Consider the following 25,576-nt stretch of genomic DNA (forward strand, 5'->3'; position numbering starts at 1 on the left):
GTTAACAAAAAATTTAGAGTGAAGACTCGTCCATTCGGGACAGCATGCGCTTTGCCTCACTGGCAAGGCGATTGCGTGAAAACATCAGCTGCAGCCTGCCGCCGCCGACCTGATGCCACAATACGGCAGCACGGATACCGGCCAGCAGCGCGGCACGTACTTTACTCTGGATCTGACTGTTTTGCAGAACAGCCGGGGAGCCGGTGACCTGAATACGCGGGCCAAGCGGGCTTATCACGTCGACGTAAATAGCCGCCATCGCACTGAGCAGCGTATCAGAGGTTAACTCGTAGTGCGCCAGCTGGCGGTCCAGCTGTGCGATACGCGAAGCCAGCTCGTCGAGTGCATTTTTATTGGCGCTCAGCTTGCGCTCAAGCACCATCAGACTCAGCAGGTAGCGGGTCAGCTCCGCGCCTGCACCCTTGCGGCTGCTGCTGTTCAGTACCGCCAGCAGCGTCTCTATACCAAAGCGCAGATTGGATTCATCATTGCCGAATACCGCCAGCGTGGAGCCCGGATTCATATCCACCACGCTTCGCAGAGACGTATCCAGTGCCTCAGCCGGACAGTTTCCCTGATGCGCCAGCTGCTGCACCAGGTGAGCCGACTGGCAGATACCTGCCAGCGCCAGCGTAATATCGTAATAATTTTTCACCAGGGTCACTCCTGTTTGTACCCGGCTGCCCGGTCAACGCGTCGGGCAGCATATTGTCGCCACAATGCCGTTATAGCAGCGGCAGGCGCGCTTCGATAATACCGCCGCCCAGGCAAATTTCATCAAGATAAAATACGGCTGACTGGCCTGGCGTCACCGCGGCGACCGGCTGGTCGAAGCGAACTTCCAGACGATCGTCACCCAGCGGGGTGACCGTACAGGCGATATCGGCCTGACGATAACGCGTTTTCACCGTGCAGCGCAGCGGCGCGCGTAACGTCTCGCGGTCAACCCAGTGCAGCTGCTGTGCGACAAGCCCCAGCGACATCAGGCGGGGATGCTCATGGCCCTGCGCAACCACCAGCAGGTTATTCGTCACGTCTTTGTCCACCACATACCAGGGATCTTCGCTGCCTTCGCGGGTGCCGCCAATCCCCAGGCCTTTACGCTGACCGAGGGTATGGTACATCAGTCCCTGATGCTCGCCGACCGTTTCGCCTTCGGTGGTGACAATGGCACCCGGCTGTGCGGGCAGATAGCGGCCGAGGAAATCGCGGAATTTACGCTCCCCGATAAAGCAGATGCCGGTAGAGTCTTTTTTCGCCGCAGTCACCAGCTCCAGCTGTTCCGCCAGACGGCGCACCTCCGGCTTGGAGAGTTCGCCTACCGGGAACAGGCTCTGCGCAATCTGCTGGTGGCTAAGCGTGTAGAGGAAGTAGCTCTGGTCTTTATTGTCGTCCAGTCCCCGCAGCAGGCGGCTTTTACCGTCAACGTCCTGACGCCGCACGTAGTGACCGGTGGCGATGTAGTCCGCACCCAAATCTTCTGCGGCATGCTCGAGGAAGGCTTTAAATTTGATCTCTTTATTGCAGAGAATGTCGGGGTTAGGGGTGCGGCCCGCCTTATACTCCTCCAGGAAGAGTTCAAAAACGTTGTCCCAGTACTCGGCGGCAAAGTTTACGGTGTGCAGCACCATGCCCAGTTTGTCACAGACCGCCTGTGCATCAGCCAGATCCTCTGCGGCGGTGCAGTATTCCTCACCGTCGTCCTCCTCCCAGTTTTTCATAAACAGGCCTTCGACCTGGTAACCCTGCTGTTGCAGTAACCAGGCAGAAACGGAGGAGTCGACGCCGCCGGACATGCCGACGATCACTTTTTTCTGGCTTTGAGACATGAGAAATACCTGACGTTAGTGGCGATGGAAAAGCGCCCCGTAAAATTGCGGCGTAGTTTACCACGCGTCCGGGGCGGGCGCATCCTCGCTAAACGGCCACTGGAAGGCGCTCAGCACCTCTAGCGGATAGCGCGTACCCTGCTGATAAATAAGAATGCTTTCTGCAACCAGCGGAGAACGCAGCTTTTTCGCGCTCAGAATTTCTTCGGCAGGCAGCCACCAGCAGCGGTCAATATCGCGATCCTGCGGATAGGTGGGCAGCACTTTCGGTAAATCCAGCGCGAATAAAAAACGTAAAAACGGCGTATTATCGGGCGCGATCCACTGATGCAGACGGAGAAAAGCCTGAGGAACGCCCTCAATGCCGGTTTCCTCATAGAGTTCGCGCGCGGCAGCCTGAAGCAGCGTCTCATTAGCTTCGAGATGGCCTGCCGGCTGGTTCCAGGTGGCGCGACCGCGCACCATCTCTTCCACCACCAGATACTGACCTTCAGCCTGCACCACGGTGGCTACGGTAACGTGCGGTTTAAACATGCCTGCCTCCTTGAAAAGAGTGATAACTCACAGCGAGCACGCGTCGGTGATATCGCGCCATTCGCCGGGAGCAAGGTCCTGCAACTGTAGCGGGCCCATGGCAAAACGTATCAGACGCAGCGTCGGGAAGCCAATATGCGCCGTCATTCTCCGGACCTGACGGTTACGCCCTTCAAAAAGGGTAATCTTAAGCCAGCGGGTGGGGATTGCTTTGCGCTCGCGAATGGGCGGGTTGCGCGGCCACAGCCACTCTGGCTCCTGCACCCGCGCCACCTGAGCAGGCAGCGTGGGGCCATCTTTCAGCAGCACGCCATTTCGCAGCGGCTGGAGATCGTCGTCGCTGGGATCGCCTTCGACCTGGACAAAATAAATTTTACCGGTTCGTTTTCCCGGCTGCGTTAGCCTGGCCTGAAGCGGCCCGTCGTTAGTCAGCACCATCAGGCCCTCGCTGTCACGATCCAGGCGACCCGCCGCGTAGACGTCAGCCACCGGAATAAAATCCTTTAGCGTGCCGCGGCCCGCTTCGTCGGTGAACTGAGGCAGCACGTCGAAGGGTTTGTTAAAAATTATGATACGTCGGGGCCCCTTAGCGGCAGCGGGCGCGGAGGGGCGTTTAACGCGGTGATTCATAAGGGAAGATTTACGCATAGTCTTTGCACTGAGTGATAATGAGCGCATTATACCGCAAACCCGAGATGATTGGCGCGACGTCAATATTCAAGTAGTATTGACGCGCATCTTACAAATCATTAACAAAAAAGCGTTCGAAGGAGAGGTTAATGGAAAGCAAAGTAGTTGTTCCGGCGGAAGGTCAGAAAATCACCCTGGATCAGGGAAAACTGAACGTACCAAACAACCCAATCATCCCGTTTATTGAAGGTGATGGTATTGGCGTTGATGTGTCACCCGTAATGATCAAAGTGGTCGATGCCGCTGTACAGAAAGCTTATAACGGTGACCGTAAAATCTCCTGGATGGAAATTTACACCGGCGAAAAATCGGTCGCGCTCTATGGCCAGGACGTCTGGCTGCCGGAAGAGACGCTGGATCTGATTAAAGAGTATCGCGTGGCAATCAAAGGCCCTCTGACCACCCCGGTCGGCGGCGGTATTCGTTCACTGAACGTGGCACTGCGCCAGCAGCTTGATCTCTACATCTGCCTGCGTCCGGTGCGCTATTACACCGGTACGCCAAGCCCGGTTAAACGCCCGGAAGACACGGATATGGTGATTTTCCGCGAGAACGCTGAAGATATTTATGCCGGTATCGAGTGGAAGGCGGGTTCTGCCGAAGCGGATAAAGTGATCAAGTTCCTGCGCGATGAAATGGGCGTTAACAAAATTCGCTTCCCAGAACAGTGTGGTATCGGCGTGAAGCCGTGCTCAGAAGAGGGGACTAAGCGCCTGGTGCGTGCGGCGATCGAGTACGCGATCGCTAACGATCGCGACTCCGTGACGCTGGTGCACAAGGGCAACATCATGAAGTTCACCGAAGGCGCTTTCAAAGACTGGGGATACCAGCTGGCGAAAGAAGCGTTCGGCGGCGAGCTGATTGACGGTGGTCCGTGGATGAAAATTAAGAATCCAAACACCGGTAAAGAGATCGTTGTTAAAGACGTGATCGCCGATGCGTTCCTGCAGCAGATCCTGTTACGCCCGGCCGAGTACGATGTGATTGCCTGTATGAACCTGAACGGTGACTACATTTCTGATGCCCTGGCGGCGCAGGTAGGCGGCATCGGTATTGCGCCTGGTGCGAACATTGGCGACGAATGCGCGCTGTTTGAAGCGACCCACGGCACGGCACCTAAGTATGCCGGTCAGGATAAAGTGAACCCAGGTTCCGTTATTCTGTCAGCGGAAATGATGCTGCGTCATATGGGCTGGACCGAAGCCGCAGACCTGATTATCAAAGGTATGGAAGGGGCTATTGCCGCCAAAACCGTCACCTACGATTTTGAGCGTCTGATGGACGGCGCTAAGCTGCTGAAATCGTCAGAGTTCGGCGATGCTATGATTCAGCACATGTAAGTGTGCCGATCGGCGGGGGCGTTCTGCTCCCGCCATAGCGCCGTTTGCAGCGCATCACAGGTCAGGTATGGATAGCGTCATGGCTTTAATCCGCGTGACAAAATCGGATAGCACAGCTTTAGCTACCTCAGAAGCTGGATAGCGATAATTAACAAACAGGCCGTTACGGGTAAGAAAAAACCAAAAGCAAATTTCATAGGGATCAAAGCTACGACAGCGCAGAGTACTGGTTTGCCATTCTGTCCAGTTTGCTGAACCTGCAACGCGGCGCAGGTCCATAAACGAAACCATAAAGGGATCGCGTAGCGGTTGTTTAAGGAGTTCAGACAGTTTTGGAATGGGTATTCTCGCTAAATTTTTTACACCTCGCAATCCGCAGACGGCCTTAGAAAGCGTTTTTTCAAAATCTGCATCGCCATCGATCTGAAAAGAAACGGGGGCCATACCCACATACCATCCCATTGAAGATTGACGTTGGTTCTTATGAGTATGAAGTGGGATCATTGTTCTAAATTCAGAAGCTCCCGTGATTTGATAAGTTACACTCGCCATACAGGTGAGTAAGCCCGAAAAAATATCACCACCAGCTGAACGGCAAGCTTTTCCAAATAGAGAAGCGGTTTTCATATCAAGCAGTTCGACATAATCTTCAAACTGTGCGCGGCCAGGTATTACCGATGCATCTATAGGGATTGGAAATTTGGGAAGTTCCCCTCCTGACTCCAGAATAAACTTCTTCCAGCGTAAAATATCTTCATCATCAGAATGAATCATATCGGCCGCCGCTCGTTCTTCCTCGGCAAAATCAGGGTAGCTGATAACCGAAGGTAAAATGTCCTTGAAGGATGTCATATCTGATGACGTCATAAAAGCGGTATAAAGTGTGTGAAATTCATACGGTACTTCAAGAATGGAGTATCCATCCGTTAAAGTATGGTCTATAGCTACAAACACAGTAGTTGAATGAGTATTTGAAACAGTGGCAATCAAATAGCCAGGCCAGTGTAATGGACCGACCTCAGTGTCAAATCTATTTTCCAGGTAATTTATTAACTGGCTGCGAACGGAAATGTGAGGCGGGGTTTCTTGTTCAACCTTAAGATTACCTTCTGCCAGTGTTACCCTCTGGAGTGGGTAGCCAGAACTTATAAGATGAGTTCTTAAGTTTTCATGGCGGTCGGTCCAGGCGCTTATAGTCTTTGCAAAGGCGTCGGTATTAATATCGCTGGCCATAGAGAAACGACAAGCCAGCCAGGATGGATTAGCCTGACCAGATTTTCTGGCCTCCACTATGTCTAATATACTGCTTTCCTGATTAAGTGCAGCTCTCCTCTTGTCGGTAATCCAACGAATGTCCGAGATATGTGGCCCACGAACATGCCAGAGAGTCAGCTCCCCAGGGGGGACCGTAATTGATGACATATCAGAAAACTTCATAAATTTTCCTTTTTAATCTGCCTGCGTGGATGAGGTATGATGATTATTTACTGTCAGCAACTGTGATGTGCGCACCTTGCGAAGAGGTGAAAAGAAGATTCATAAAGCGGCGAGGATTTAAAAAATTCACGAAGTGAATTGTGCGTCAGTTTCGTATGTTTTATTGCATTATCTTCCGGTTTGGGTTCACTAATAATGGCGGTTTTTTTTGAGTTTGAAACAAAAGGGATTAATGCGACCACTAAAAGAAATGATAAGGCATCGGCAAGTACAGCAACAGGGGATGTTAAGATCGCTATCATCCAGCCAGCAAGAGGAAGCCCCACCATAGTCGCGATTGACTGAAGTAGTTCTACCTGGTTTTGAGCTTGTGTTAATAAGTAACAGGGTACTAAGGTGGGTATCAATGTCAGGAAGGTTATATCTGCCACCATCGCTGCAACACCCATAGTTAATGCAACCGTATACAGGTGGACCATGCTGATATAGCCACTGTTAAAATAGAGCAGGGACAGGGTAAAAATAGTGACTGACATTAATAAATTCGTTGTCAGTAAAAGTTTTATGTGAGGAACCTTGTCGACAGGCACCCCTGTAAAAATTCCTAAGAGAAAATAAGGCGCCCGTCCACAAGCAATCAGTATACTGGTATTCAGAGGAGCGGCCTTATTCAGCGTTATGGTCGTCAACGGAATGGCAAGAACGGTTACCTGCGTACCAGGCAAAGAAACAAACTGTCCGCTAAGAATCAGAAAAAAAGATGACGGCAAGCGGAGAGTTGATTGTGGTAAGCTCTTCATCATTAGGTACCTGATTATCGGTGGACTGTTAAACCATATCCAAGACGTTGTAATTCGTCCCCGGCAATTTTTTCAAACTCTTTAATTTGTGCAGGCGATAAATCTTTCATATAACGACCACTGCGATCGGTATACAGCGGTTTACTGACTGCTTCAGCAGCGGGGTGTCCCCAGGGATTGTCATTAAGGGCGTGATGTTGTTCTGTATGCCGCAGCGGAGCTTCACTCCAGGGCAGCCCAAGGAAATCGACGATCTGTCTCAGTACAGTCTGTGGATTGAGAACCAATTCTTCATATTTTATTTCGAGATATCGCTCCCTCGGCGCCATTCTGTGTGCCTCCCCGACAATTTCGAGCCAGCCTTTTGCCGCTTCCGCCACACTCTTGTAGCCCCAGTCGGGTACAGTTTTAAGGTGCGATGCCGACAAATCGCGGCCATCCCGAATGATGTGAATAAAATGTGCTCTGGGCCAGATGGCGGAATAACGAGCAACATCTTTGATTTTTCTCTGAAGCTTAATTCCCCAGCGCTGTTTACCCGCTTTCTCACGTAAATATTCACCAAGGGATTCAATTAGAAAGCAACGGCCGTCTAAATCTAAAAGGTTGCTCCTGCGCCGTCTCATCACGTCTACAATTTGCGACCTGATCTCTTCACGACACAAGCCAGAGCGTTCGCACTGGGCGACAAAATGTATGCCGTCATACCATTTTAAGGGGATAGAATCTTTCGTTGCTCCAATAAGGATTGCAGGATTTTCATCCATAAAATCGCACGCTTCCAGGATATGTGGCCCGAGATTAACAGGTTCAGTAAAATCTATTTCGGGTGCAATTCTTAGATCCGGATGAGAGTCAAGAATCACACTCAGCAAGGTGGTACCCGATCGATTTTCACCCCCCAGAAAGATCGGATTTGATAATAAATGTTTGGCAGCCTTAGCTTCATAATCAGACATAATTACCCCTACCTGTAGTGTTTTTAACTAACTGTTTTAAATGAAAAAAAGATAATATTGATCGCGTAAATCTCACCCGTTTCTACCATGCATAGTCTGCAGATTACTAGGTTGGTTTTGTTAGTTTTACTTAACATTAGCAAATATAATTATCGACTTTAACCCAAATTTTGCTAATTATATACTCAAGAAATCTACTGACACGCTGGTACTATTTAGAGTATGTCACGCCTGATTACACTACGTCTTTGATGGAACTCGTCATCTTCCGGCAGCGCCAACGGTAAGAAAATCAATAATTTATTGTTTTACTACTCCGGGCTGCTATTGGTCAGGGCCGATTGAAGGTACTTATGGCTAAAATACAACATGTTGTGACATTCAAAGGGCGATTTGAACAATTCGATACTGTCATCATTGGCTCGGGGCCATCTGGTTCGACCGTTGCTAATACTCTGGCGGAGCAGGGTGATAATGTTCTTATTTTAGAACTGGGATCTGTCGCCTCCCCAGGTGCAATATTAACTGAACATCAGTCAATTTTTAGCCGAAGCCTATCGGGAGATGGGACAAGGGACGGAAATCCATGGACTGCATGTTGCGTAGGAGGCGGAATGCAGTTTTATTCTGCCATTACATTCAGATATCGTGAACCAGACATGCGTGCCAGCCGATATCTGCAATCAGATCTTCAAATGGATTGGCCTATTGAGATTAATGATCTGGAGGAGCATTACGGGTACATCGAGAATTTATTAAATATGAGCAATGACCGTGCCTATCCGATCAGTGCCAGAGGACGCAATATTGCAAATGCGATGTCATCACTCGGCTACCAGCCACAAAAAATACCCCTGGCAATTTCCCCCCCTGGCAGAAGAGCAGGATGTGGTTACTGCAGTGCCTGTGATAGTCGCTCATGTCCACAGGGTGCCAAAGCTTCCGTGATGAATCTCTCTCTGCTTGATGGGACATATCTCAAGGGAAATATAACCGTCCTTTATGGATGTGTGGTTAAAAGAATACTGTTATCAAATGAAGGTCATGCGCATGCACTCGAATGTTACATCCCCTTTTGCGCTGAACACCTTATTATACCCGTACATAAACTAATTTGCTGCGGTAACGCCATTCAATCCGGTTCACTATTACTTCGGTCAAAATCCTCCCTTGCCAGACGAGGAATTGGGAATGAATATGATTTGGTGGGCCGGGGCCTGTCATTCAAGGTTAGCGGATATACCGTGGGTTCAAACCCGGAATGGAAAAATGATGCAGAGCTCGGTAAAAAACACCCTGGCGCACCAGCAACAATATATACAGATGATTTTTTCCAGTCTTCCGCTGCACCCACTGGCCTGGGCGGCTTACTCTATGAAGCAGCGTCACCTTTACCAGAAAATAACATTGGTTGTTTAAGATTACATTATCTGGCCGGGGAGGAACCCTGGTCATATAACAGAATTATTCTTGATGATAATGTGGATGGTTTCGGTATGCCTCTAATCAGATTTAATTACAGAAACACTCACACTGATATCGCGCGTTTAGATTTTTTAGCCGCACGCGCTGAGGATATTCTACGTGAGGCCGGTGCCAGTTATATACAGCGTGAGGTACCTGTTTACCAAAAAGGGAGCTCTCACTTGCATGGAACGGCACGTGCAGGGAGAAACCCAATGAATTCCGTAGTAGATCCTTATGGCAAAGTCCACGGTTACGATAATATCTACGTTATGGATGCCTCAGTGATGAATTTTGCAGGCAACTGGAATCCTACGCATACCATTATGGCTAATGCAAGACGGATGGCGAAAGCGATAAGCTAATCTTAAAATACAGGTAGGGTAAAATGAATAATGAAAAGTTATTACATAAAGCTCTTTCAGTTACTGCTGCACGTCAATACGATATCGATTCACATCCCCCTTTTGTGGTTCAGAGCGCAAGAGGAGCCTGGCTGAAGGATTGTGATGGTCGGGATATATTAGATATGACATCTTCGAACGGTACTGCGTTATTCGGCTACTGTAACGATGAGATCAATGCCAGTATTATCGAGCAGATTAGCCAAAGAGGTGCCATTTTCCCCACAACACTTTCACCTCAAAGAATTTCGTTAGCAGAATGTATTATTGAACGATATCCAGCAGCCGAAAAAGCCGTTTTCTTTCGTACCGGATCTGACGGTACAACTGCTGCAGTAAGAATGGTCAGGGCTTATACGGGCAGACGCCTGATTTTATCGAGCGGATACCATGGCTGGCACGACTGGCACAGAAAATTCGATAAGCCTGGTTGGGATGCCCAATGCGATATTTTCCATTTTGGCTATAACCTGGACATATTGTCTAAATTACTTGAGCAAGGCCAGGAGCGCATCGCAGGAGTCATCGTGACACCAGAACCGGGATGGTATTCGGTAGACCATCTTAAAAATATGTACCAATTATGTCTGCAGAAAGGGATCCCTTTTATTCTGGATGAGGTTATGTCAGGACTTCGTTATGGCGCAGCGGGTCTTAATGGCTCTGGTGTACCAGCAGATCTGGTTGTTATTAGTAAAGGGCTGGCTAATGGTTTAGCATTGTCATGCGTTATGGGCAAAGCGGATATCATCGATAGTTATGATGCAGCTGGTCTGGCAGGAACCTATAATAAGGAAGTGACGCCAATGGCAGCCGGCCTTACCGCTTTGCGCCTTATTAAAGAGCAGGACCCGTACCCGGCAGCGCTTGCCATTGGGTCCGACCTGATGACAGAATTACAGCAGGCTGCAAATGACGCTGACGTACCCTTATGGGTAACAGGCGCTCCGCTGATGTTTAAAACCGTCTTTTCCAGTGCAGCTATCGCTAATACAGTAACTTCAGCTTGCTTTGAAGGTGGGGTATTGATGGAGTGTAATGGAACGCACATGGTTAATTTTTCTTTTGGCTATGAGGAAAAATCTTATGCAGTCGCGATTTTTAAAAAAGCGCTAAGCAGCATTAAACATAGCTGTGACTTTACCGGTACAGGTAGTAATGGCCTGAATCTATCTCTGCGTGAGGGGTATGCGCGCGCTGCATTTGGTGCCGTTTTCGAAGATAATATGTCGCATGATATAGAACGGGCCGTGCAGCCAAATAAGGGAGGACTCTTTTAAGATGTACCGGCTATAAATTAAGATGGCCGTGCATCTGAAGAAACTTTCTATAAACCTTCATCTAACAACTACAGGGCGCGCTTCGGTGAGCCCTTTATCATTGCACCCCGAAATCAGGCGGTAACGATTTGAGGGTGATCTGTAAGCCATAGGGCCTTTATCTCACAGGCTCCGTCATGCTCCGGACGGCTTTAGTAATTACCGGGCCTGGAGAGTATCACTGCCCACACGCCACGCATGCCCTGTCAGAAGGCGTGTGCTCTGCCAGTTAGCAACCAGCGCCCACTTTAGCCAGTAATGATTCTCATTCATGTAAAGAGTATCAAAAATCTTTCCGGTCACTTACTGAGTTAATCTCGTCAATACCTGATCTATTTATTTAGCGGTCTATTGATTTTTTGTTTAACTAATTTTCGCACTCACTTTGAAATGATATAAGTCACGGTGTTGACTATATCACTAATAAATCTCAGGCCATTTTAAAATATAGTGCCAAGCAGTGTTTAGGTTAAAAAACTTATTAGGTGAGTTATTTAGATTTTATAGGGTTTTATGGTGTCAATCGCGCTTCCACGCAGCTTTTTTTAGCATATTACACTGATGAAAGCCACTTTATCGGGATCTTGCTGTATTGTTGCTCAAATTGAGAGCGGATAAGGATTGCTAAGGTGGGGTGTAGTATATAGTCTACAGGTTCTCCTGTGATGGGTAGAAAGTGATTACATGTTTAGCATAAAAAGGGTCCGCCACTAAAATATAAACCTTAGTGATAAACCCTATGTTTACCATCTGTATAACGAATAACAAAGTGACCAGTGAATATAGTACCACTTATTATTATTTTCTTTATAAGGAAAGTCTCAAATAACATCTTAAGTCGTCTGGGGGCTGAAATGGAAAAAATGCAGTTTTTCACACTTTTATCACGCTGGCCTTTGGTTGAATTTAACCATATTAAGGTTGTTGAATATTATGAAGAAGAGAGCGTTCTACCTAAAAAGGATTTGTATATTCATCACTTAACCAAGCATGATGCTCAGCTCTTTCTTTGCCATGTCCCGCCGCACAGGGATGTTGATGATTTGCTGGCCGTCTACACGGATTGGCTGAAAGACTATGGTAAAGTCAGGCGGGCAAGTACCGATCCGGGCAAGCCATATCACTATCATACTGTGCAAGCTGAATCAGAGGAGCGGGTTTCAGAAAAGCGGTTCAGTAATATTCTGGAGGATTAATCATCTTCCAGACTCCCTGTCGTTAATTGTGACCCGTTATCACTTTGATTTAGCTTGCTCTAATAGCGATTTGATTGATTAAAGATTGTCGTACCTAATCAGGTTTTGCCTTAAATATTCTCAGTGAATGTTAAAAATGGAAAACCCTATGTACAAATCTCTGCTGTTGAGAGTGGGCGTGACAATACGTCAGCTCAGGCGACGAAAAGGGCTGAGTCAGCTGGACCTCAGCCACCTGGCACATATGGACAGAAGCTATCTGAGTGAGGTTGAGAACGGCAAGCGTAATATTAGCCTTTCGAGCCTCGTGCGCATCGCACAGGCGCTGGACGTATCTGCGGAAATCCTGATTGACAAAGGCTAGTGAGAAAATGAAGTTTTCAGATTATTTTCACAAAAATCATATCGTTCATGCTATAGAAAATTTTGGCCTGAACTTAAACGCGTTGACCGGCTTATTAGGTTATTAAATAACGTCTGGCATTCTGTCTTTATGCATTTCCTTATCACGATTATCGTGGAAAGTTCAGCTGCTGGGTCTTCACCCTCCCGGCAGTTTTTTTATTACTCTTTTCTCCTTTTTTCACATCCGTCCTCTTCTGGTTGAGCCCGCACGACAAGGTTAACGTAGCCCGCTTCAGGCCTTTTCCCTTCAAAAAGGGAATAGCTGCGTCAGCTATTCATTCCACCTGAACCGCGCAGCAGCAGCAGGCATCGGGCTGAATTGCAGTCCAGAATAGAAATATCACCGCTGTTTGGCTGTATTCCCCCAGGCCATGTCTTGCGTGCTTCACCGGCGTGAACAGGGTCTGGCTGCGGCTTTTCTACCCAGCTGTTAAGCCGCAGGCCGTGCCCAGGCATTGCGGATAACAATGCAATCGTCGTGGTGACGTGGGCGCGATCGCTCAGGCTGCAGGCAGTTGCGACGTAAAACCTCAATTACCGGTCCGTGGTGAAAAACAGGGCAGCGAATACCGGTTCCTGAAATGACTTTCCTGTCACGATAGCCGTACGTCCTGCGTGTTGATTGCGCCGCTGATGTTAACTCTTTTTTGGAGACGGTAAGCAAATGACAACACTTTCTCAGCTGTATAAATCTTCTGACCCGCATGGTCTGAAAGCCAGTGCGGTCCCAACCTGGCAGGTGCCCATTGCCGAACTCTATGCTGAGCCGGGTTACAACATTCGTGACATTGACTGGGATCAGATTCAGGTTTTCCGCGACGCTTTTCTCGCCGGGGAACCTGTGCCGCCATTGTCCGTAAAGGCTACTGCAAAGGGGGTGAAGATCGTTGATGGACATCATCGCTATTATGGGGCGGTGATGGCCATTGAGGCGGGTTTCAATATAACGCATCTTGCCTGTGAAGATCTGAGCGGGACGGAAGCAGATCGTTTGATCTTGATGCTGTCCCGCGTCCAGAGTAAACCGTTGGGCGCACTGGAGCGGGCGGTCGCTTACCTGCGGCTGCATAACCTTGGTTTGAGCAACGCGGAAATAGCCAGGCGCGTTAACCGTTCCCGGAGCGATATCACCCGGCATCTCACGCTTTTAGCCTGCGATGAAGAGTTGATCGCCATGGTACGAACGGGCGAGATCGCCGCGACAACCGCCCTGGCACTTTCGCATGAGTACGGCAACCTGGCGGTAAGCATTGTCAGGGCGCGACTGAAAGCGGTAAAAGCGATGGGTAAAAAAAAGCTTACCCGTGATGATTCCATTCTCAGTTTTAACGCTACCCGCGCCCGACGCCTGGTGGAGCTGATTGCCGAGGCGGAGGTTAATCAGATCTCCGGCGGCACAAGGACGCTGATGGTGTCGGAGGAAAAACTCAGGGAAATCCTGACCATCGTTGGACAGTATCGGATGTCCGCCGGAAAGGGCAGCACGTCAGGGGCGCACGCTGTGGAGCCTTATCCGGCAGCTAAATACCCTTTAGCTAAGACCGACATGATCAGAAGCAGCGGCATTAAAGTGTGGGCCTGCGCCGCAGCGGCTTTTGGCGATAAGGCTGAATATACGCTGCTGGAGTCGAAGTATGCCCATCTGTGGGCTGCGGATGACGTGGAACAGCCGGAAGTTGTGGTGGTACTTCCGCCTAAGCGGGCTCGAGTCGTGCAGAGAAAAGCCAGTGGGGATTCGAAATCGCTGCGGCGATGGCTGGATGGCTGGTTTGGCGATGCGGACGTGAAGGAAGAGATGTTTGAGCGTTTTAGTACCGTGGCGGCCGAAACCCGTGAGGAGCGGGGGATAAGCATGGATGAGTTTTTAGCGGTGGCTGGGCGCACCCGAAGCGAGAGCTGGGCAAATATCAGGCTGTTGCGCACTGAGATTCGGGAGGTATTAACGCTTGAGGATAAGGGTAAGCAGGAATAACAGAGCCATGGTTAATCAAGTGAAACCACGGATATCCGTTACGGTTGAGTCACGGATATCCGCTATTACGCCTGTCAGCGCGATATAATCCCCACTCAGCCTTTATCTGATTACCAGAACCATGAGGACATGGCAAAGCAGTAGACCAGAGTGAGGGTAAGCAGAGCGAACTCGATGGGTTTGATGAAATACACAGCATCATGTCAGCGTTAAGGATAAGTAGAATCTACATCGGTTTGAATTACGGAAACTTTAATCTAAATTTTTATCCTGCTGCTAACGCCTCACTCCGTCAGGTCGCACGCCATCTCCACGCTGCTCAATTCGCCTGCCGTCGGAGAGTGATAGATACCTTCACGCACCACGCGAAACCCATGCCGCTGATAAAAAGTACAGGCATTCGGCGTTGAATCGAGCGTCAGCCTGCGTATTCCCCTTTTCAGGGCTTCATCTTTGATCGCCTGCAAAATGCGACCGGCCAGCCCTCGGCCCATAAAGTCCGGCAGCGTAAAAATCGCTTCCACGCTCTGCTGTTTCAGATCCAGAAAGCCGGTGGCAACCGGAATCCGCCCCCCGGGCGCATCGATGACATAGAAGGGATTGTCTGCAATGGTGCGTGGGAAACCGGCGGGCATGGCATCGGGCGTCCAGGCACCGATCGTTGATGCGCCGTAAACGTCTTTGCATCCATAACGGATGGCAAGGTTACGGATGCGCCAGAGCGCGTTTGCCTCATCGGGTGAGGCCAGTCTTATCTCCATCTCCTCTCCTTATTTTCTCAATCCGTACGTTTCATCCTTCAGATTGTGGATATACCCCCCCGCGTGGTGGGGCAGGGGAACCGGTTGATGACTCATCCATTCTTAATCGCCGGATGCGACATCACAATGATCCCCGGTCTGAGTTTCAGGGCATGATTTCAAGCGGGAACAACGGGTTAAAATTATCAGTTTCTCACGCTCACGCGTACGCAATTATCGATCTACATTAAAAGCATGCTAATTAAGAACGCGCAGGCCACTCACCTGACGCTTACTTTATATACCACATCTGGCCTTATTACACATTTCCTAACCATTCGTCGAACTGATAAAGCTGGCGTAGCGTGACGTTCCTGTCCCGTAAGCGTTTTGTCAGATGACAGCCTTAAGTCGTTACCATAACGACGCCGAACGGGGTACTTATCTCTGGCAACCAGGGCATTGCAGTAACAAGGGGGGCAGTATGATCGGGCATTTGATAGCAGTTGGTACTGGCGCGGCTGCGGTCGCGGGAACGGGCCTGGAAAGTCATCCGGGGTTGGTCAACTACAGCGTGCTGTTTGGCGCTTTTGCGGGCGCGGTTTTTTATGTCGCCAGCGCATCTGATATGCGACTTCTGGTGCGTGCCGCCTACTTTTTGGTTTCAATGATCGTAGGGGTGTTTGGGTCAGGGCTGGCGGGCGCAAAGCTGGCACAGATCCTGGGTTACAGCGATCGTCCGCTGGATGGGCTGGGGGCCATTCTGCTCTCGGCACTGGCGATTAAAACCCTGACCTTTATTAATCAACAGAATCCGGTTATCTGGCTGGCTCGCTGGCGAGGAGGATATCATGGTAATAAGTGATCCGTTGGTCATTGCCAATGTGGCGATCTGTATGGCGATTGTGCTACGGCTAATGTCCTTCCGCAGAGAGGGGTCTTCATACCAAAAATGGGCATCCTGGCTCGCTTATCTGATGATTCTGGCCTACGCGTCGGTGCCTTTCCGCTTCTTTTTCGATCATTATGAACATACGTCATGGGCAATTATCACCATTAATTTGCTGATCTGCGCCGCGGTATACCGCGCCAGCGGCAACGTTGCGGTGGTATTTGCCGTATTCAGGCAGCATAAATAGCCCTGATTAAAACCTTATCCTGTCGCCGCAGCCTGCTGGCGACAGGTTTTTTTTATTTTTCCGGCGGAGGCAGAGACAGGGCTTTATAAACCCGGGGCGAGCATCCGGTTAGCGCCTGCGTCATTTTTCTGTCGAGCCGTTTACAATTTTCTTTGTAGCGCAGTGCGCGGCGTTGGCGTGAGTTCATCGGCAAGCTCTCTTTTAGGGTGAAGGTAAGATAAGCCTGGAAGCTGAATTGATATGCGTCAAGCGCATATGTTGGTGGGAATATAAAGAGGCCCGTTTACCGGGACCTCTGTGGGGGGTTAACCATGGCGCCGGAACTGCTGTGACTGACTCAGCAACACGCGACCCGCTACGTTCAACATCGCCATTTCGTGATGAGATATGGTCCACTCTTTATAACGGGGATTGTCGGATATGACATAAAGTTCCGTTTTAACTTTCTGTAAACGCTTAACAAAAGTGTCTCCGTTGAAGTCGAAAACGTATATGCCATCCCCGTCAAAGGATGACACGCTGACATCAACAAAAATCAGATCGCCTGGCTCAATAGTGCCTTCCATACTGTCGCCACGAACATTGATTAATTTAACGTACGCTTCCGGTTTATTGCCAAAAATTACGCTTGCCTCATTTCTGACATATTCAATGGATTTAATGACTTCTACCACTTCTCTGGCGGGTGGATCCACGCCTTCGCTGGCGGCAAAATCAAGAACATCAACACGATACACATCACCTCTCCTCACGCTGGTTAACGAATCAACACTGGATAAAACCCCAGTATTGTTTAGTTCTCCTGATGAGAATAGCTCAGAAACGGGCACGGTGAGGGCATCGGCAATTTTTTGTAGCAACGCATCACTGTAACCCTGCCGGCCACGCTCAAGGCGGGACAGGTTACCCACGTCACTTTCAACCCGCAGGGCAAGCTCATGCAGGGTCATGTTATTAGCTTTACGAAGCTGTCTGATTCTTTCTCCAGGTTTCATCGGGTTATTACACCTTTTTTATGCGTATCACGCAAAGCGCCTTGCGCATTTTTAAGGGGCATCCTAATATGCGTATAACGCATTATTTTTCTTGCCCGTAAAATGATGCGCCGTATTATCCCGCTCTTTAACAGCCTGAACGCGCCGATACAGGTGCCCGAAAAATGCTACCGGTTATCTTTCACGTTAAAGAGGGGGTTCATCATGAGCCAGATTGTCTCCATTTTGAAGTATGAAGAGGGCTACCGGGACGAACCGTTTATCGATTCGTTAGGCTATCCCACCGTAGGTTGTGGCATCAAAATCGGTCCGAAAGGCGCCTCTCTGACCAGCTATATCTTCAAGGTTCCCCGACAGGTCGGTGAACTGTGGATGCAAACGCTGGTTGAGGGGAAGATTTTTGCGATGCAGCAACGTCCCCTGCTGGCCAGTGCGCTGGATCAGTGTAACGACGCGCGTTCAGACATTCTTTACAGTATGGCTTATCAGATGGGAGTGGAAGGTCTGAGCGGCTTCAGTAATACGCTTGCCGCCATTGCCCGGGGAGACTTTTCGTCCGCTGCTGATGGTATGTTAAACAGCCTGTGGGCCAGGCAGACACCCGCCAGAGCGAAGCGACACGCGGACGTGATGCGCAGCGGCAGCTATGAAAGCTATCGGGGGCTGCTATGAAATTTTCCCTTTATCTGAGCGGCGTAGTGATTGCGCTGCTGCTGCTGTTGGTGATTCGTCGCTACAGCTCAGTGGAGTTTGTACTGCATGCCAGGCTGCTGTTTAAAACCTGGTCGGTGTGGCTGGCTTCACTTGGCTCCGCGATAAGCGCATGGGTTCACTCATTTCCCGATTCTGCCATGCAGGCCTGGCAGATGCTGCCCGCTGACGTTAAGAGCGTTATCCCCCCAAATTATCTTGGCCTGATTGGCGCGTTTATGGTCGCCATGGCGGTGATGGCGCAGTTTGTTCGCCAGCGGACGCTGGCTGATGAGCGTCAAAAGCTCGACTGTCATCACTGATACTCCTCGTTTCACCGCGTTCCATCTGTTCCCAAAACCTGCCCCCGTGGGCACCCCTTGTACGACTATTCCTTTTATCTGGAGGTTTTTATGATCGAAGTGAACTGCTTTGCCGATCTGCGCACCACTGCACCGACGAAAGCTGGCGACATCGCCGCCCTGAAACGCTATTACGACAAAGACTCGTCATTTCACGGCGGCGGCGACTTTGTCGGCTTTCTGGGCACCACCACGCTGACTGATGACGGCGGAACGGTGGCGAAGGGCAGCAGCTTTTACTGGAAGCGTATTATTAACGATCCCGTGCAGGTGAATCTCTATCACTTTGGCGCACGCGGCGACGGCGTAACCGATGACGGCGACGCCTTCAGGCGGATGTTTAGCTGGTCGCAGAGCTACGATATCAACGCAAAAGATATTGGCGTGCGTTTTCCGCCGGGGAAATTTTTGATTTCGCCCATCGACCTTTCGGCCAGCGAAATACCTTATTTTGCGCTTTATGGTGACGACAGCCCTTACGGCGTGTCTCCGGGCACGGTAATTATCTCTGATAAGTCGATCAATACGGTGTTTAAAGTCAATGCCCGGCGCACCGTTATTCGCGGTATCAGCTGGAACGGGCAGGCCAGCGCGGATATCACCGCTACCAGCGGGGCCATTACCGCCGATATGCTCTCCAACGTGCAGCCATTTTTTGAAAACACCACTATCGAGGGCGAGTTCGTGCATATCCGCTGCTTTCGCGTGCAGTATAACGGCGGCACCGTCATCAAGCTGCTGGACACCCTGGATACCCGCTTTGATCAAATCTACAGCCAGAATACCTATGCGCGGGTTTTTGAAGTGGGTTGGTCTAACTCGCCGAATGGCGTCTGGGATCACGCAACGGCAATTGAGCTGAGTAATGCCAACTTCCAGACCGGCTATGGTGATGCCACCCTGTATATGCCACGCATGACCCAGGGGATCATTCACAACGTCTGGATTGAGCATACGCGGTTCCCCGGCGATCTCACTAACGGGCAGTGGATTGTCGATGCATTAAGCGTGGAGGATTGCGCTAATCCGCTGTTAATGAACAACAGTCGGGTGCAGTTTCGTCAGCTTAATTTGCAGGCGGGTGCAAAGGTCAGCATGGATACCACCAGCGACCGCTGGCTGTCAGGCTACGAATCCGGCTGGCGCCGGGAGGAGAACTTTGGCACCACGATGACCGGCTCCATGAAGGCCGGCTGGTACAGCGGCTACCGGCTGAATAATATTTCGGACAGTGATAAATGGTTCCGCATTGGCAAATTCGTCTTCCCGAAAGTCAATCAGCAGTGGACGCTGGAGTTCGTGGGTAAACTGACGAATACTAACCCGGCGGGCACGGCAGCCAGTCCGGTGCAGGCTGTTTCATCCGGGGTGACCTGGCTGAACCTCCAGCGATGCGTCAGTTCAGTCTGGGCGGATATGTTTCATCGCGGCTCGACGTCGGTGATTGATGTCAAATATAAGCGCAGCTATGAAAACATCGTTGAGGTATGGGTAAAACTCAAAGCCGGCAGCGGGGATACCATGTTTAATCTTCGTTCCACCGGCCCCACGCGGTTTGATTCCGGTGAATGCTCCTTGTTTACCCCGGACCTGAGTGAGGTGACCGATCTCACTACGTTGGGTACCGTGACCCCCAGTGCAAGACTCAGCCTGCATAATGGTTTAGCGGGGATAGGGGCTAATGAAAATGGCGTAGTGACCTTAGCGACTGCGGATGCTGCGGTACCTGCCAGCACCGCACCGGGCGGTTACATTACGCTCAACATTAACGGTACCGATCGTAAGTTCCCTTACTATAACTGAGTGCTACAGCCTGAACCTAACCGCCCCTCCAGGGCGGTTTTTTTTTGCAGCAAATAAAGCCGCGGTGCGCAAAAAGTGTTGGCGAACATAGCAGAAGAGTGAAATAGTACGGAATCACCCTCCAGGAATAATCCGTTTTTAGTGGACGAAATTTCTGTTTCAGGGGGAAATTGTGTGGTTTTTCTGCCAGAGGCGTTTATAAAAGTGGCAGCCTGGCCATTAGAATAAATCAGGGGTTGAGCCAGATGAAAAGGGTCGTAAAATAGGACCATTACTTAAATCAGGAGAATGATGTGTCAGAAGCTGCGTCTGTTGAAAACCACCCCGATCGGCTGGAAGAGGCAAAAAATATCGCGCTGGGATGGCGTATTGTCGGCCAGATGGAACCGCATACCTTAGAGGATGCGATTCAGATGCTTCGTGACAGCTCGGCCCATGCGGCAAAAGTCTATGACCTGATCTATGCGGAAATCGCTGAGCGTAACAAAGACCAACCGCGCTGAGCGGAGTGCTAAGACTCACTGCACTCAATGAAATCAGGTAACCGGGCTGCTGCATGCTGAAGGGCAGGCCGGGTCAGTTAGCTGTCGTCGCGCACCTCTTCTGCTCGTTAATATTCGCCTGTTACCAGCCACTGATCGGCTTCTTCAAACATCTCTTCAATGACTCTCATCATGACGGCCTTATCGCTTTTGCTGGCATCGGTTTTCACGCTGTTCGCCTGCATCGGCTTGACCCGGACGTCCGCCTCCGGAAAAACCCGCTGAATGCGTTTTTCAAGCTCGTCCAGAATCATCTGTTGAGCATTAGGTAAACCCGCTACGTTGCGCTTATCGTAAATCAGTTCAACAAACATGTACTTATCCTGGTTAACTGTGCTGTATAAAAATACAGTTATTTTAACCATCCTTCAATCAAATTATGATACAGGCGGGATAACGCATAAACAGGAAATGAAAAATGAAAAAAATGCTGTTAATGGCCAGCGTTCTGATGGCCGGCACGCTGCTTGCAGGCTGTACGAACAATCATATTCTGCATATGAACGACGGGCGCACGCTGGTGGTACAGGGTAAACCGCAGGTCGATAAAGCGACCGGTATGGTGCTGTACACCGATGAAAACGGCAAGCAGCAGGCGGTAAATCAGGCTGATATCAAAGAGATGAGCGCGCTGGACAAGTAGAGGGTGCGGACAAACCAGGAACACTCCTGGTTTGTCCCTTTTCACGAAGGTGACAGTGTCATGTGACGGACTTTTCCCTCATAGTATTTGCGTTAAGTGAGAAAATTTCCGGAGAACGCTGCTCATGTTTCGCATTTTCGCCGCGGGCTGTCTGCTGGTCAGTGCCACCTTTGCGGCGCGGGCCACGCCAGATGCCCAACCGATGAACGCTGAGTTTCAAATTACCTGCCCTGGTCGTCAGACCATGACCGTCACCGAAGCACAATACGGCCTGACTACCCTGATGTGGCCGGGTAATCATTTCCAGATTGCCGCAGGGCAGCAGCAGTCGAGCACCGACAGCGGTACGCGGGTGTCGATTGTGCTGTTTCGAAACGGCGATCAGATGATCGTTAATAAAGCGGATCAGGAGACATTTTTCTCCTTCGAAGGGGCCAAAAAGCTGGTGCCCTGCAGCCGCAGCAGTGAACGGGAGAACGGTGCAGTCACCCTGCAGCGCACCGATGCGACCGGAAACGTAGAATCCTGACCCCTCAGTCAGTTAAAAAACCTGCCCGGCTACTCGATAACCCGCTGGCGACAATCCCGCGGCTGGTGCTCGGCTTCATCCAGCAGTGCCAGCCACTCACGTACGGTCACCTCGCACCAGCCCGGATGACCCCGTGTCACGCTCATCAACACCACGTCTGGCCGCAGCGCCCGGTAGAACTCCAGCGATTTATGCAAATCGGCCTCGTTACTCTCGGGTAACTGCAGCGTCACCCAGCGATTGCCATCCCGTACCAGCGTGCCCCCGACAAACAGATAGGTTTTGCCGAAGGGGGAGGCATAAAGATAGGTGGTACTGCCTGGCGTATGGCCCGGCGTCGGAACCAGGTGGAAGCTGCCGCAGTGTACCTCTGCCAGGTTGAAGGTATCATCGGCTTCAACAAAGGCGCTTACTGGACCGAGCGCCCGGGTATGGCAGTAGAGGGCGGAATTAAACCGCTGTTGCAGCTGTCGCGCACCGGGGCCGGCCTCCTGCCAGCCACTCAGATAATGACGGATTATCCCGCCAAGCCCGGCAATCGTCTGGTGATCGTCAGCATTCTCAACGCGGGAGATCAGCATGTTGCCTCGCTCATGCTGCAACAGAAACCCATGCATCATCCACTCTGATTCTGTCTCACAGGCCGACAACTCCGGCGTGGAAACCCAGAGGTCCTCATATAACTGCTTCATAGGGGCTCCGGGAAGTTAACGCAGCGTAGGGTGCCCTGATAACCTTAACGAAGCCTGGTTACCTTCTACTTTCAAATTGCCGTGGGCGCCTAAGGGTAGCGTGACGGTATCGCGATCGTGGCCAAAAGAGAGGCCGGTAACCAGCGGCAGGCCGGTTATCTGCCGGATTAACGTCCAGACGCTGTCAAAGTCGTAGCCATTATCGTATGCGCTCAGATTTGCAGCGGTAAAACTGCCGGTCACTATGGCTTTCTGTCGGGCCAGAATGCCGCTCTGGGCCAGCTGTAGCAGCATGCGTTCAATCTTGTAGGGATGCTCATTTACATCTTCAATGACCAGGATGCCGTCAGAGAGGGCAGGTAGCCAGGGGGTGCCCACGAGGGAGGTTATCATCGCCAGATTTCCTCCCCATACCGTCCCGCTAACGTCAACGTCCTGCGGTGGCGTTTGCCAGCTCAGGGTGAATTCTGGCGAGGTCAGCGCCCGCCAGAAGTGATCGAGGGTGAAATCAGAGAGCACCTCCGCACCAAAATTACCCGCCAGCAGCGGGCCGCTAAAGCTCTTTACGCCGTGGGTCAGCAGGGCCAGCTGGATCGCGGTGAAATCGCTATGGCCGCAAAGCGCTACGGGCTGCTCCCGAAGACGTGCGGCCAGACCCTGATAATCGAGGTGGGGCAGAAGCCGTGACGCGCCATAGCCACCGCGTACCGCCAGCACAATATCCGGCAGCGTCGCCAGCGCTGCCAGAGCGTTCACATCCTGCAGGCGCTCTTCGTCAGTCCCGGCAAAACGGCGATCGCGTCGGGGAATAACCTCCGTCTGGCTCACCTGATGCCCCTGGGCACGCAGCCGATCGACGGCCAGATGGGCGGCATCCTGATTAAGGCAATAGCCGGAAGGGGCAATCAGATGAAAAGAACGCGGAGTAACGGACATAATCTTCACTTTAATCCTCTAACGGGTGGAATAAATGGCGCATTTCAGTGTGCTACGCTTACCGCTGGTGGTCGGGTTGAGCCATGCGCTGCATAATGTTTGCTTTTTATACCGACTCCAGTGAATTTTTTTGGCAGACCGGGGGTCCAATAACCCGATAATGACTAAAAGCCTGTCCTAAGTCACCCTCTGACCCGGCAAATTCAGAGTTACGGTAATTTTCCACAGGTCAGCGGCGGGTATGATAGGTCGCAGGCTAAGGCGCAAAGGATAATGAAAACGTGAGAAGCGTTAACTACGTTGCAATCGCAGGGGTGCTCCTGCTGGCAGGCTGTGCCAGCAAACCCCATAAACAGACCGTCACCGTACAGCAAACACCATTAACCAAGGCCCCACCGCAAAAGGTCGCGCAGGCGTGGTCGATCTTTACGGAGAATGCGGCCCACAGCTACGGAATCGATCAGAAGCTGGTGGATGCCATTATTTCAGTGGAATCGGGCGGCAATCCAACGGTAGTCAGTAAGTCGAATGCCATTGGATTGATGCAGATTAAAGCCTCCACGGCCGGCCGTGAAGTCTATCGCGTCCAGGGGCGTCGCGGTCAGCCAAGCAGTTCGGAGCTGCGCGATCCGGTGAAAAATATTGATATCGGTACCGCCTATCTGAAAATTTTGCAGGATCAGTCGCTGGCGGGCATTCGCGACCCTGAAACGCTGCGTTACGCGACGATCGTTTCCTATGCCAACGGGGCCGGCGCGCTGCTGCGCACCTTCTCTCCCGATCGCGACCGGGCAATAGCCATGATCAACGCGATGACGCCGGAAGCGTTCTATCATCACGTTCAGAGCAAGCATCCCGCTGCGCAGGCACCGCGCTATTTGTGGAAAGTCACCACCGCCTACCGGACTATCTGAACCCTGTGTTGACCGGCGGGAAGGGGATCCTCTCGCCGGTTTAACTCTGACAGAGTGATAACAGCTACTGAAAGCGGGTCGCTTTATCGCGCGCCAGGCGCTCAAGTGAGAAAATGACCTGCTGGAGCTGACGTTCCTGGTCGGCGCTAAGTTTCTGGAAGCGAAAGCTTAAACGTGGCGTGATAACGGTTTGATTTTTGCTGCCGACCACGCTGCGCTGTCCAATGTTCACTAATCGGGCATCCACCTCGAAGCGACCATATTCCCCCATCTCCAGACGCATGTTTTTAAACAGCTCACCTTCTGCCAGACCTGGCGGCAGCGGGCATTCTGCCAGTACGCTAATCCCCCCCAGCGAGATATCCTGCAGGCGCAGGCGTCCCTGTCCGCTCCCGTCGGGCCAGCCCACGTAACAGGTGAACAGCGGCGAGAGCGGTGCGGTTACGCGAAAAAACTCTCTGCGCTGAATCATCATCAGGTCATCAGGCAGGCCGGAGGTAAAGGCGGGCAGGCCGGTATGGCTGGTGATAGTCAGTTGAGAAACGGCAAATTCAACTTTCGCCCCGGCGGTTTCCGCCGTCATATTCAGCAGCCGGGCCTCAGCGGCGAGCTGATTGTCATAATCATTACTGCCATAATCGACAATAAACCTTTCGCGATCCGCACACAGCAACCGGGTAATAAACTGGCCGCGTTGATGAGTCACCATTACCGGGGTCTGATTTTTGACCAGATCTTTCAGGACGCCCAGCACGGCCAGCGGGCCGCGTTTGAGGTACTGCTCGTTATCTTCCTCTTTCACATCCCTCTCCTGATGAATGTTGAAACCAGATTTGAATAGTTCTGCGGCAATTTATCGGCAGATTCTGATGACTTCTTAACACCTGTTATAAAAAAGTTGAAAAAAACTTTAGATTTAAATCACAAGGTTAGAATCTTAGCCTATACTTACGCGGTCTAAATGTAGCAAGGGAAGGAGTAGGGAATGGGTATTATATCGTGGATCATTTTTGGTCTGATCGCAGGTATCATTGCTAAATGGATTATGCCGGGTAAAGACGGCGGTGGTTTCATCATGACCGTTATCCTGGGCATCGTGGGTGCAGTGGTCGGCGGCTGGATCAGCACCACGCTGTTCCATATGGGCAAGGTTGACGGTTTCAACTTTGGTAGCTTTGCCGTGGCGGTGGTAGGCGCGATTGTCGTGCTGTGGATCTACCGCAAAGTCAAAAGCTGACGCAT

General features: G+C 51.0%; 29 protein-coding genes. 16 read left to right on the forward strand and 13 right to left on the reverse strand.

All coding sequences use genetic code 11. The features are described 5' to 3' along the window. Positions 1-13 precede the first annotated feature (13 nt). From hflD to rluE, 4 genes are all read right to left on the reverse strand, one after another. A complete protein-coding gene (gene hflD, locus AAGR22_RS09365) occupies positions 14-658 on the reverse strand; it encodes a high frequency lysogenization protein HflD (protein WP_067703725.1) in 645 nt (214 codons plus the stop codon). Between the two features lie 67 nt (positions 659-725). Then, complete coding sequence (mnmA, locus tag AAGR22_RS09370) at positions 726-1,829, reverse strand: tRNA 2-thiouridine(34) synthase MnmA (protein WP_345831345.1); 1,104 nt, start codon at positions 1,827-1,829, stop codon at positions 726-728. 57 nt (positions 1,830-1,886) lie between these two features. Beyond that, entirely contained in the window at positions 1,887-2,363 is a 477-nt protein-coding gene (locus tag AAGR22_RS09375; protein WP_067703283.1) for an NUDIX hydrolase, read from the reverse strand. Between the two features lie 27 nt (positions 2,364-2,390). Further along, the gene (gene rluE, locus AAGR22_RS09380; RefSeq protein WP_345831346.1) at positions 2,391-3,041 is read right to left on the reverse strand and encodes a 23S rRNA pseudouridine(2457) synthase RluE; all 651 of its coding nucleotides are present in this window, start codon (positions 3,039-3,041) and stop codon (positions 2,391-2,393) included. 101 nt (positions 3,042-3,142) lie between these two features. On the opposite strand from rluE, the gene icd reads away from it, so the two are divergent. Next, positions 3,143-4,393 carry an NADP-dependent isocitrate dehydrogenase gene (gene icd / locus AAGR22_RS09385; RefSeq protein ID WP_345831347.1) on the forward strand — a complete coding sequence of 417 codons (1,251 nt, stop codon included), beginning with the start codon at positions 3,143-3,145 and terminating at the stop codon, positions 4,391-4,393. A 54-nt stretch (positions 4,394-4,447) separates the two neighbouring features. Here icd and AAGR22_RS09390 read toward each other — a convergent pair whose 3' ends face one another. The 3 genes from AAGR22_RS09390 to AAGR22_RS09400 are packed head-to-tail and all read right to left on the reverse strand — an operon-like array spanning position 4,448 to position 7,589. Next, positions 4,448-5,830, reverse strand: coding sequence for a condensation domain-containing protein (locus tag AAGR22_RS09390; protein ID WP_345831348.1), 1,383 nt, complete (start codon positions 5,828-5,830; stop codon positions 4,448-4,450). 53 nt (positions 5,831-5,883) lie between these two features. Next, complete coding sequence (locus AAGR22_RS09395; protein ID WP_345831349.1) at positions 5,884-6,633, reverse strand: MFS transporter; 750 nt, start codon at positions 6,631-6,633, stop codon at positions 5,884-5,886. Positions 6,634-6,644: 11 nt separating this feature from the next. Next, a complete protein-coding gene (locus AAGR22_RS09400; RefSeq protein ID WP_345831350.1) occupies positions 6,645-7,589 on the reverse strand; it encodes a sulfotransferase in 945 nt (314 codons plus the stop codon). A gap of 353 nt (positions 7,590-7,942) precedes the next feature. Here AAGR22_RS09400 and AAGR22_RS09405 point away from each other — a divergent pair, with 353 nt between their 5' ends. From AAGR22_RS09405 to AAGR22_RS09425, 5 genes are all read left to right on the forward strand, one after another. Beyond that, a complete protein-coding gene (locus AAGR22_RS09405; RefSeq protein ID WP_345831351.1) occupies positions 7,943-9,418 on the forward strand; it encodes a GMC family oxidoreductase in 1,476 nt (491 codons plus the stop codon). 23 nt (positions 9,419-9,441) lie between these two features. Next, positions 9,442-10,737, forward strand: coding sequence for an aminotransferase class III-fold pyridoxal phosphate-dependent enzyme (locus AAGR22_RS09410; RefSeq protein ID WP_345831352.1), 1,296 nt, complete (start codon positions 9,442-9,444; stop codon positions 10,735-10,737). 893 nt (positions 10,738-11,630) lie between these two features. Then, positions 11,631-11,972: a hypothetical protein gene (locus AAGR22_RS09415; protein WP_345831353.1), complete on the forward strand. Its 342-nt coding sequence runs from the start codon at positions 11,631-11,633 to the stop codon at positions 11,970-11,972. 148 nt (positions 11,973-12,120) lie between these two features. Continuing rightward, complete coding sequence (locus AAGR22_RS09420; protein ID WP_345831354.1) at positions 12,121-12,336, forward strand: helix-turn-helix transcriptional regulator; 216 nt, start codon at positions 12,121-12,123, stop codon at positions 12,334-12,336. 705 nt (positions 12,337-13,041) lie between these two features. Beyond that, positions 13,042-14,349 carry a chromosome partitioning protein ParB gene (locus AAGR22_RS09425; protein WP_345831355.1) on the forward strand — a complete coding sequence of 436 codons (1,308 nt, stop codon included), beginning with the start codon at positions 13,042-13,044 and terminating at the stop codon, positions 14,347-14,349. 284 nt (positions 14,350-14,633) lie between these two features. Here the strand turns inward: AAGR22_RS09425 and AAGR22_RS09430 are convergent, their stop codons facing one another. Next, complete coding sequence (locus tag AAGR22_RS09430) at positions 14,634-15,110, reverse strand: GNAT family N-acetyltransferase (RefSeq protein WP_067703305.1); 477 nt, start codon at positions 15,108-15,110, stop codon at positions 14,634-14,636. A gap of 466 nt (positions 15,111-15,576) precedes the next feature. Between AAGR22_RS09430 and AAGR22_RS09435 the strand changes: the two genes are divergently transcribed. Together AAGR22_RS09435 and AAGR22_RS09440 are read left to right on the forward strand one after the other, a co-directional pair. Continuing rightward, the gene (locus tag AAGR22_RS09435; RefSeq protein ID WP_231877582.1) at positions 15,577-15,954 is read left to right on the forward strand and encodes a putative holin; all 378 of its coding nucleotides are present in this window, start codon (positions 15,577-15,579) and stop codon (positions 15,952-15,954) included. Continuing rightward, entirely contained in the window at positions 15,941-16,228 is a 288-nt protein-coding gene (locus AAGR22_RS09440; RefSeq protein ID WP_067703308.1) for a phage holin family protein, read from the forward strand. Before AAGR22_RS09435 ends, AAGR22_RS09440 begins: the two co-directional genes overlap by 14 nt. 305 nt (positions 16,229-16,533) lie before the next feature. On the opposite strand, the gene AAGR22_RS09445 is transcribed toward AAGR22_RS09440, so the two are convergent. Then, positions 16,534-17,223: a S24 family peptidase gene (locus AAGR22_RS09445; protein ID WP_067703311.1), complete on the reverse strand. Its 690-nt coding sequence runs from the start codon at positions 17,221-17,223 to the stop codon at positions 16,534-16,536. A gap of 204 nt (positions 17,224-17,427) precedes the next feature. Between AAGR22_RS09445 and AAGR22_RS09450 the strand changes: the two genes are divergently transcribed. The 4 genes from AAGR22_RS09450 (at position 17,428) to AAGR22_RS09465 (ending at position 20,581) form a co-directional block, all read left to right on the forward strand. Further along, the gene (locus AAGR22_RS09450; protein ID WP_067703314.1) at positions 17,428-17,895 is read left to right on the forward strand and encodes a glycoside hydrolase family protein; all 468 of its coding nucleotides are present in this window, start codon (positions 17,428-17,430) and stop codon (positions 17,893-17,895) included. After that, the gene (locus tag AAGR22_RS09455) at positions 17,892-18,236 is read left to right on the forward strand and encodes a hypothetical protein (RefSeq protein ID WP_067703316.1); all 345 of its coding nucleotides are present in this window, start codon (positions 17,892-17,894) and stop codon (positions 18,234-18,236) included. Before AAGR22_RS09450 ends, AAGR22_RS09455 begins: the two co-directional genes overlap by 4 nt. A gap of 90 nt (positions 18,237-18,326) precedes the next feature. Further along, positions 18,327-20,078, forward strand: coding sequence for an amylovoran biosynthesis protein AmsF (locus tag AAGR22_RS09460; protein WP_345831356.1), 1,752 nt, complete (start codon positions 18,327-18,329; stop codon positions 20,076-20,078). A 293-nt stretch (positions 20,079-20,371) separates the two neighbouring features. After that, positions 20,372-20,581: a hypothetical protein gene (locus AAGR22_RS09465; protein ID WP_067703321.1), complete on the forward strand. Its 210-nt coding sequence runs from the start codon at positions 20,372-20,374 to the stop codon at positions 20,579-20,581. A gap of 107 nt (positions 20,582-20,688) precedes the next feature. Here the strand turns inward: AAGR22_RS09465 and AAGR22_RS09470 are convergent, their stop codons facing one another. Further along, entirely contained in the window at positions 20,689-20,934 is a 246-nt protein-coding gene (locus AAGR22_RS09470; protein ID WP_067703323.1) for a DinI-like family protein, read from the reverse strand. Between the two features lie 104 nt (positions 20,935-21,038). On the opposite strand from AAGR22_RS09470, the gene AAGR22_RS09475 reads away from it, so the two are divergent. Together AAGR22_RS09475 and AAGR22_RS09480 are read left to right on the forward strand one after the other, a co-directional pair. Next, the gene (locus tag AAGR22_RS09475) at positions 21,039-21,263 is read left to right on the forward strand and encodes a YgdI/YgdR family lipoprotein (RefSeq protein ID WP_067703328.1); all 225 of its coding nucleotides are present in this window, start codon (positions 21,039-21,041) and stop codon (positions 21,261-21,263) included. A gap of 124 nt (positions 21,264-21,387) precedes the next feature. Then, positions 21,388-21,792 (forward strand): hypothetical protein, encoded by a 405-nt coding sequence (locus AAGR22_RS09480; protein WP_345831357.1) that lies wholly within the window; start codon positions 21,388-21,390, stop codon positions 21,790-21,792. A gap of 29 nt (positions 21,793-21,821) precedes the next feature. Here the strand turns inward: AAGR22_RS09480 and AAGR22_RS09485 are convergent, their stop codons facing one another. Next, complete coding sequence (locus tag AAGR22_RS09485; protein ID WP_067703332.1) at positions 21,822-22,484, reverse strand: MBL fold metallo-hydrolase; 663 nt, start codon at positions 22,482-22,484, stop codon at positions 21,822-21,824. Positions 22,485-22,499: 15 nt separating this feature from the next. Then, a complete protein-coding gene (gene ldcA / locus AAGR22_RS09490; protein ID WP_345831358.1) occupies positions 22,500-23,420 on the reverse strand; it encodes a muramoyltetrapeptide carboxypeptidase in 921 nt (306 codons plus the stop codon). A gap of 320 nt (positions 23,421-23,740) precedes the next feature. On the opposite strand from ldcA, the gene emtA reads away from it, so the two are divergent. After that, positions 23,741-24,334 carry a membrane-bound lytic murein transglycosylase EmtA gene (gene emtA, locus AAGR22_RS09495; protein WP_231877583.1) on the forward strand — a complete coding sequence of 198 codons (594 nt, stop codon included), beginning with the start codon at positions 23,741-23,743 and terminating at the stop codon, positions 24,332-24,334. Between the two features lie 64 nt (positions 24,335-24,398). Here the strand turns inward: emtA and AAGR22_RS09500 are convergent, their stop codons facing one another. Then, positions 24,399-25,136: a flagellar regulator YcgR PilZN domain-containing protein gene (locus tag AAGR22_RS09500; protein WP_345831359.1), complete on the reverse strand. Its 738-nt coding sequence runs from the start codon at positions 25,134-25,136 to the stop codon at positions 24,399-24,401. 183 nt (positions 25,137-25,319) lie between these two features. Between AAGR22_RS09500 and AAGR22_RS09505 the strand changes: the two genes are divergently transcribed. Continuing rightward, a complete protein-coding gene (locus AAGR22_RS09505; RefSeq protein WP_067703340.1) occupies positions 25,320-25,571 on the forward strand; it encodes a GlsB/YeaQ/YmgE family stress response membrane protein in 252 nt (83 codons plus the stop codon). Positions 25,572-25,576: the final 5 nt, after the last annotated feature.

The sequence above is a fragment of the Erwinia sp. HDF1-3R genome (genome assembly GCF_039621855.1).
Taxonomy (GTDB): Bacteria; Pseudomonadota; Gammaproteobacteria; order Enterobacterales; family Enterobacteriaceae; genus Erwinia.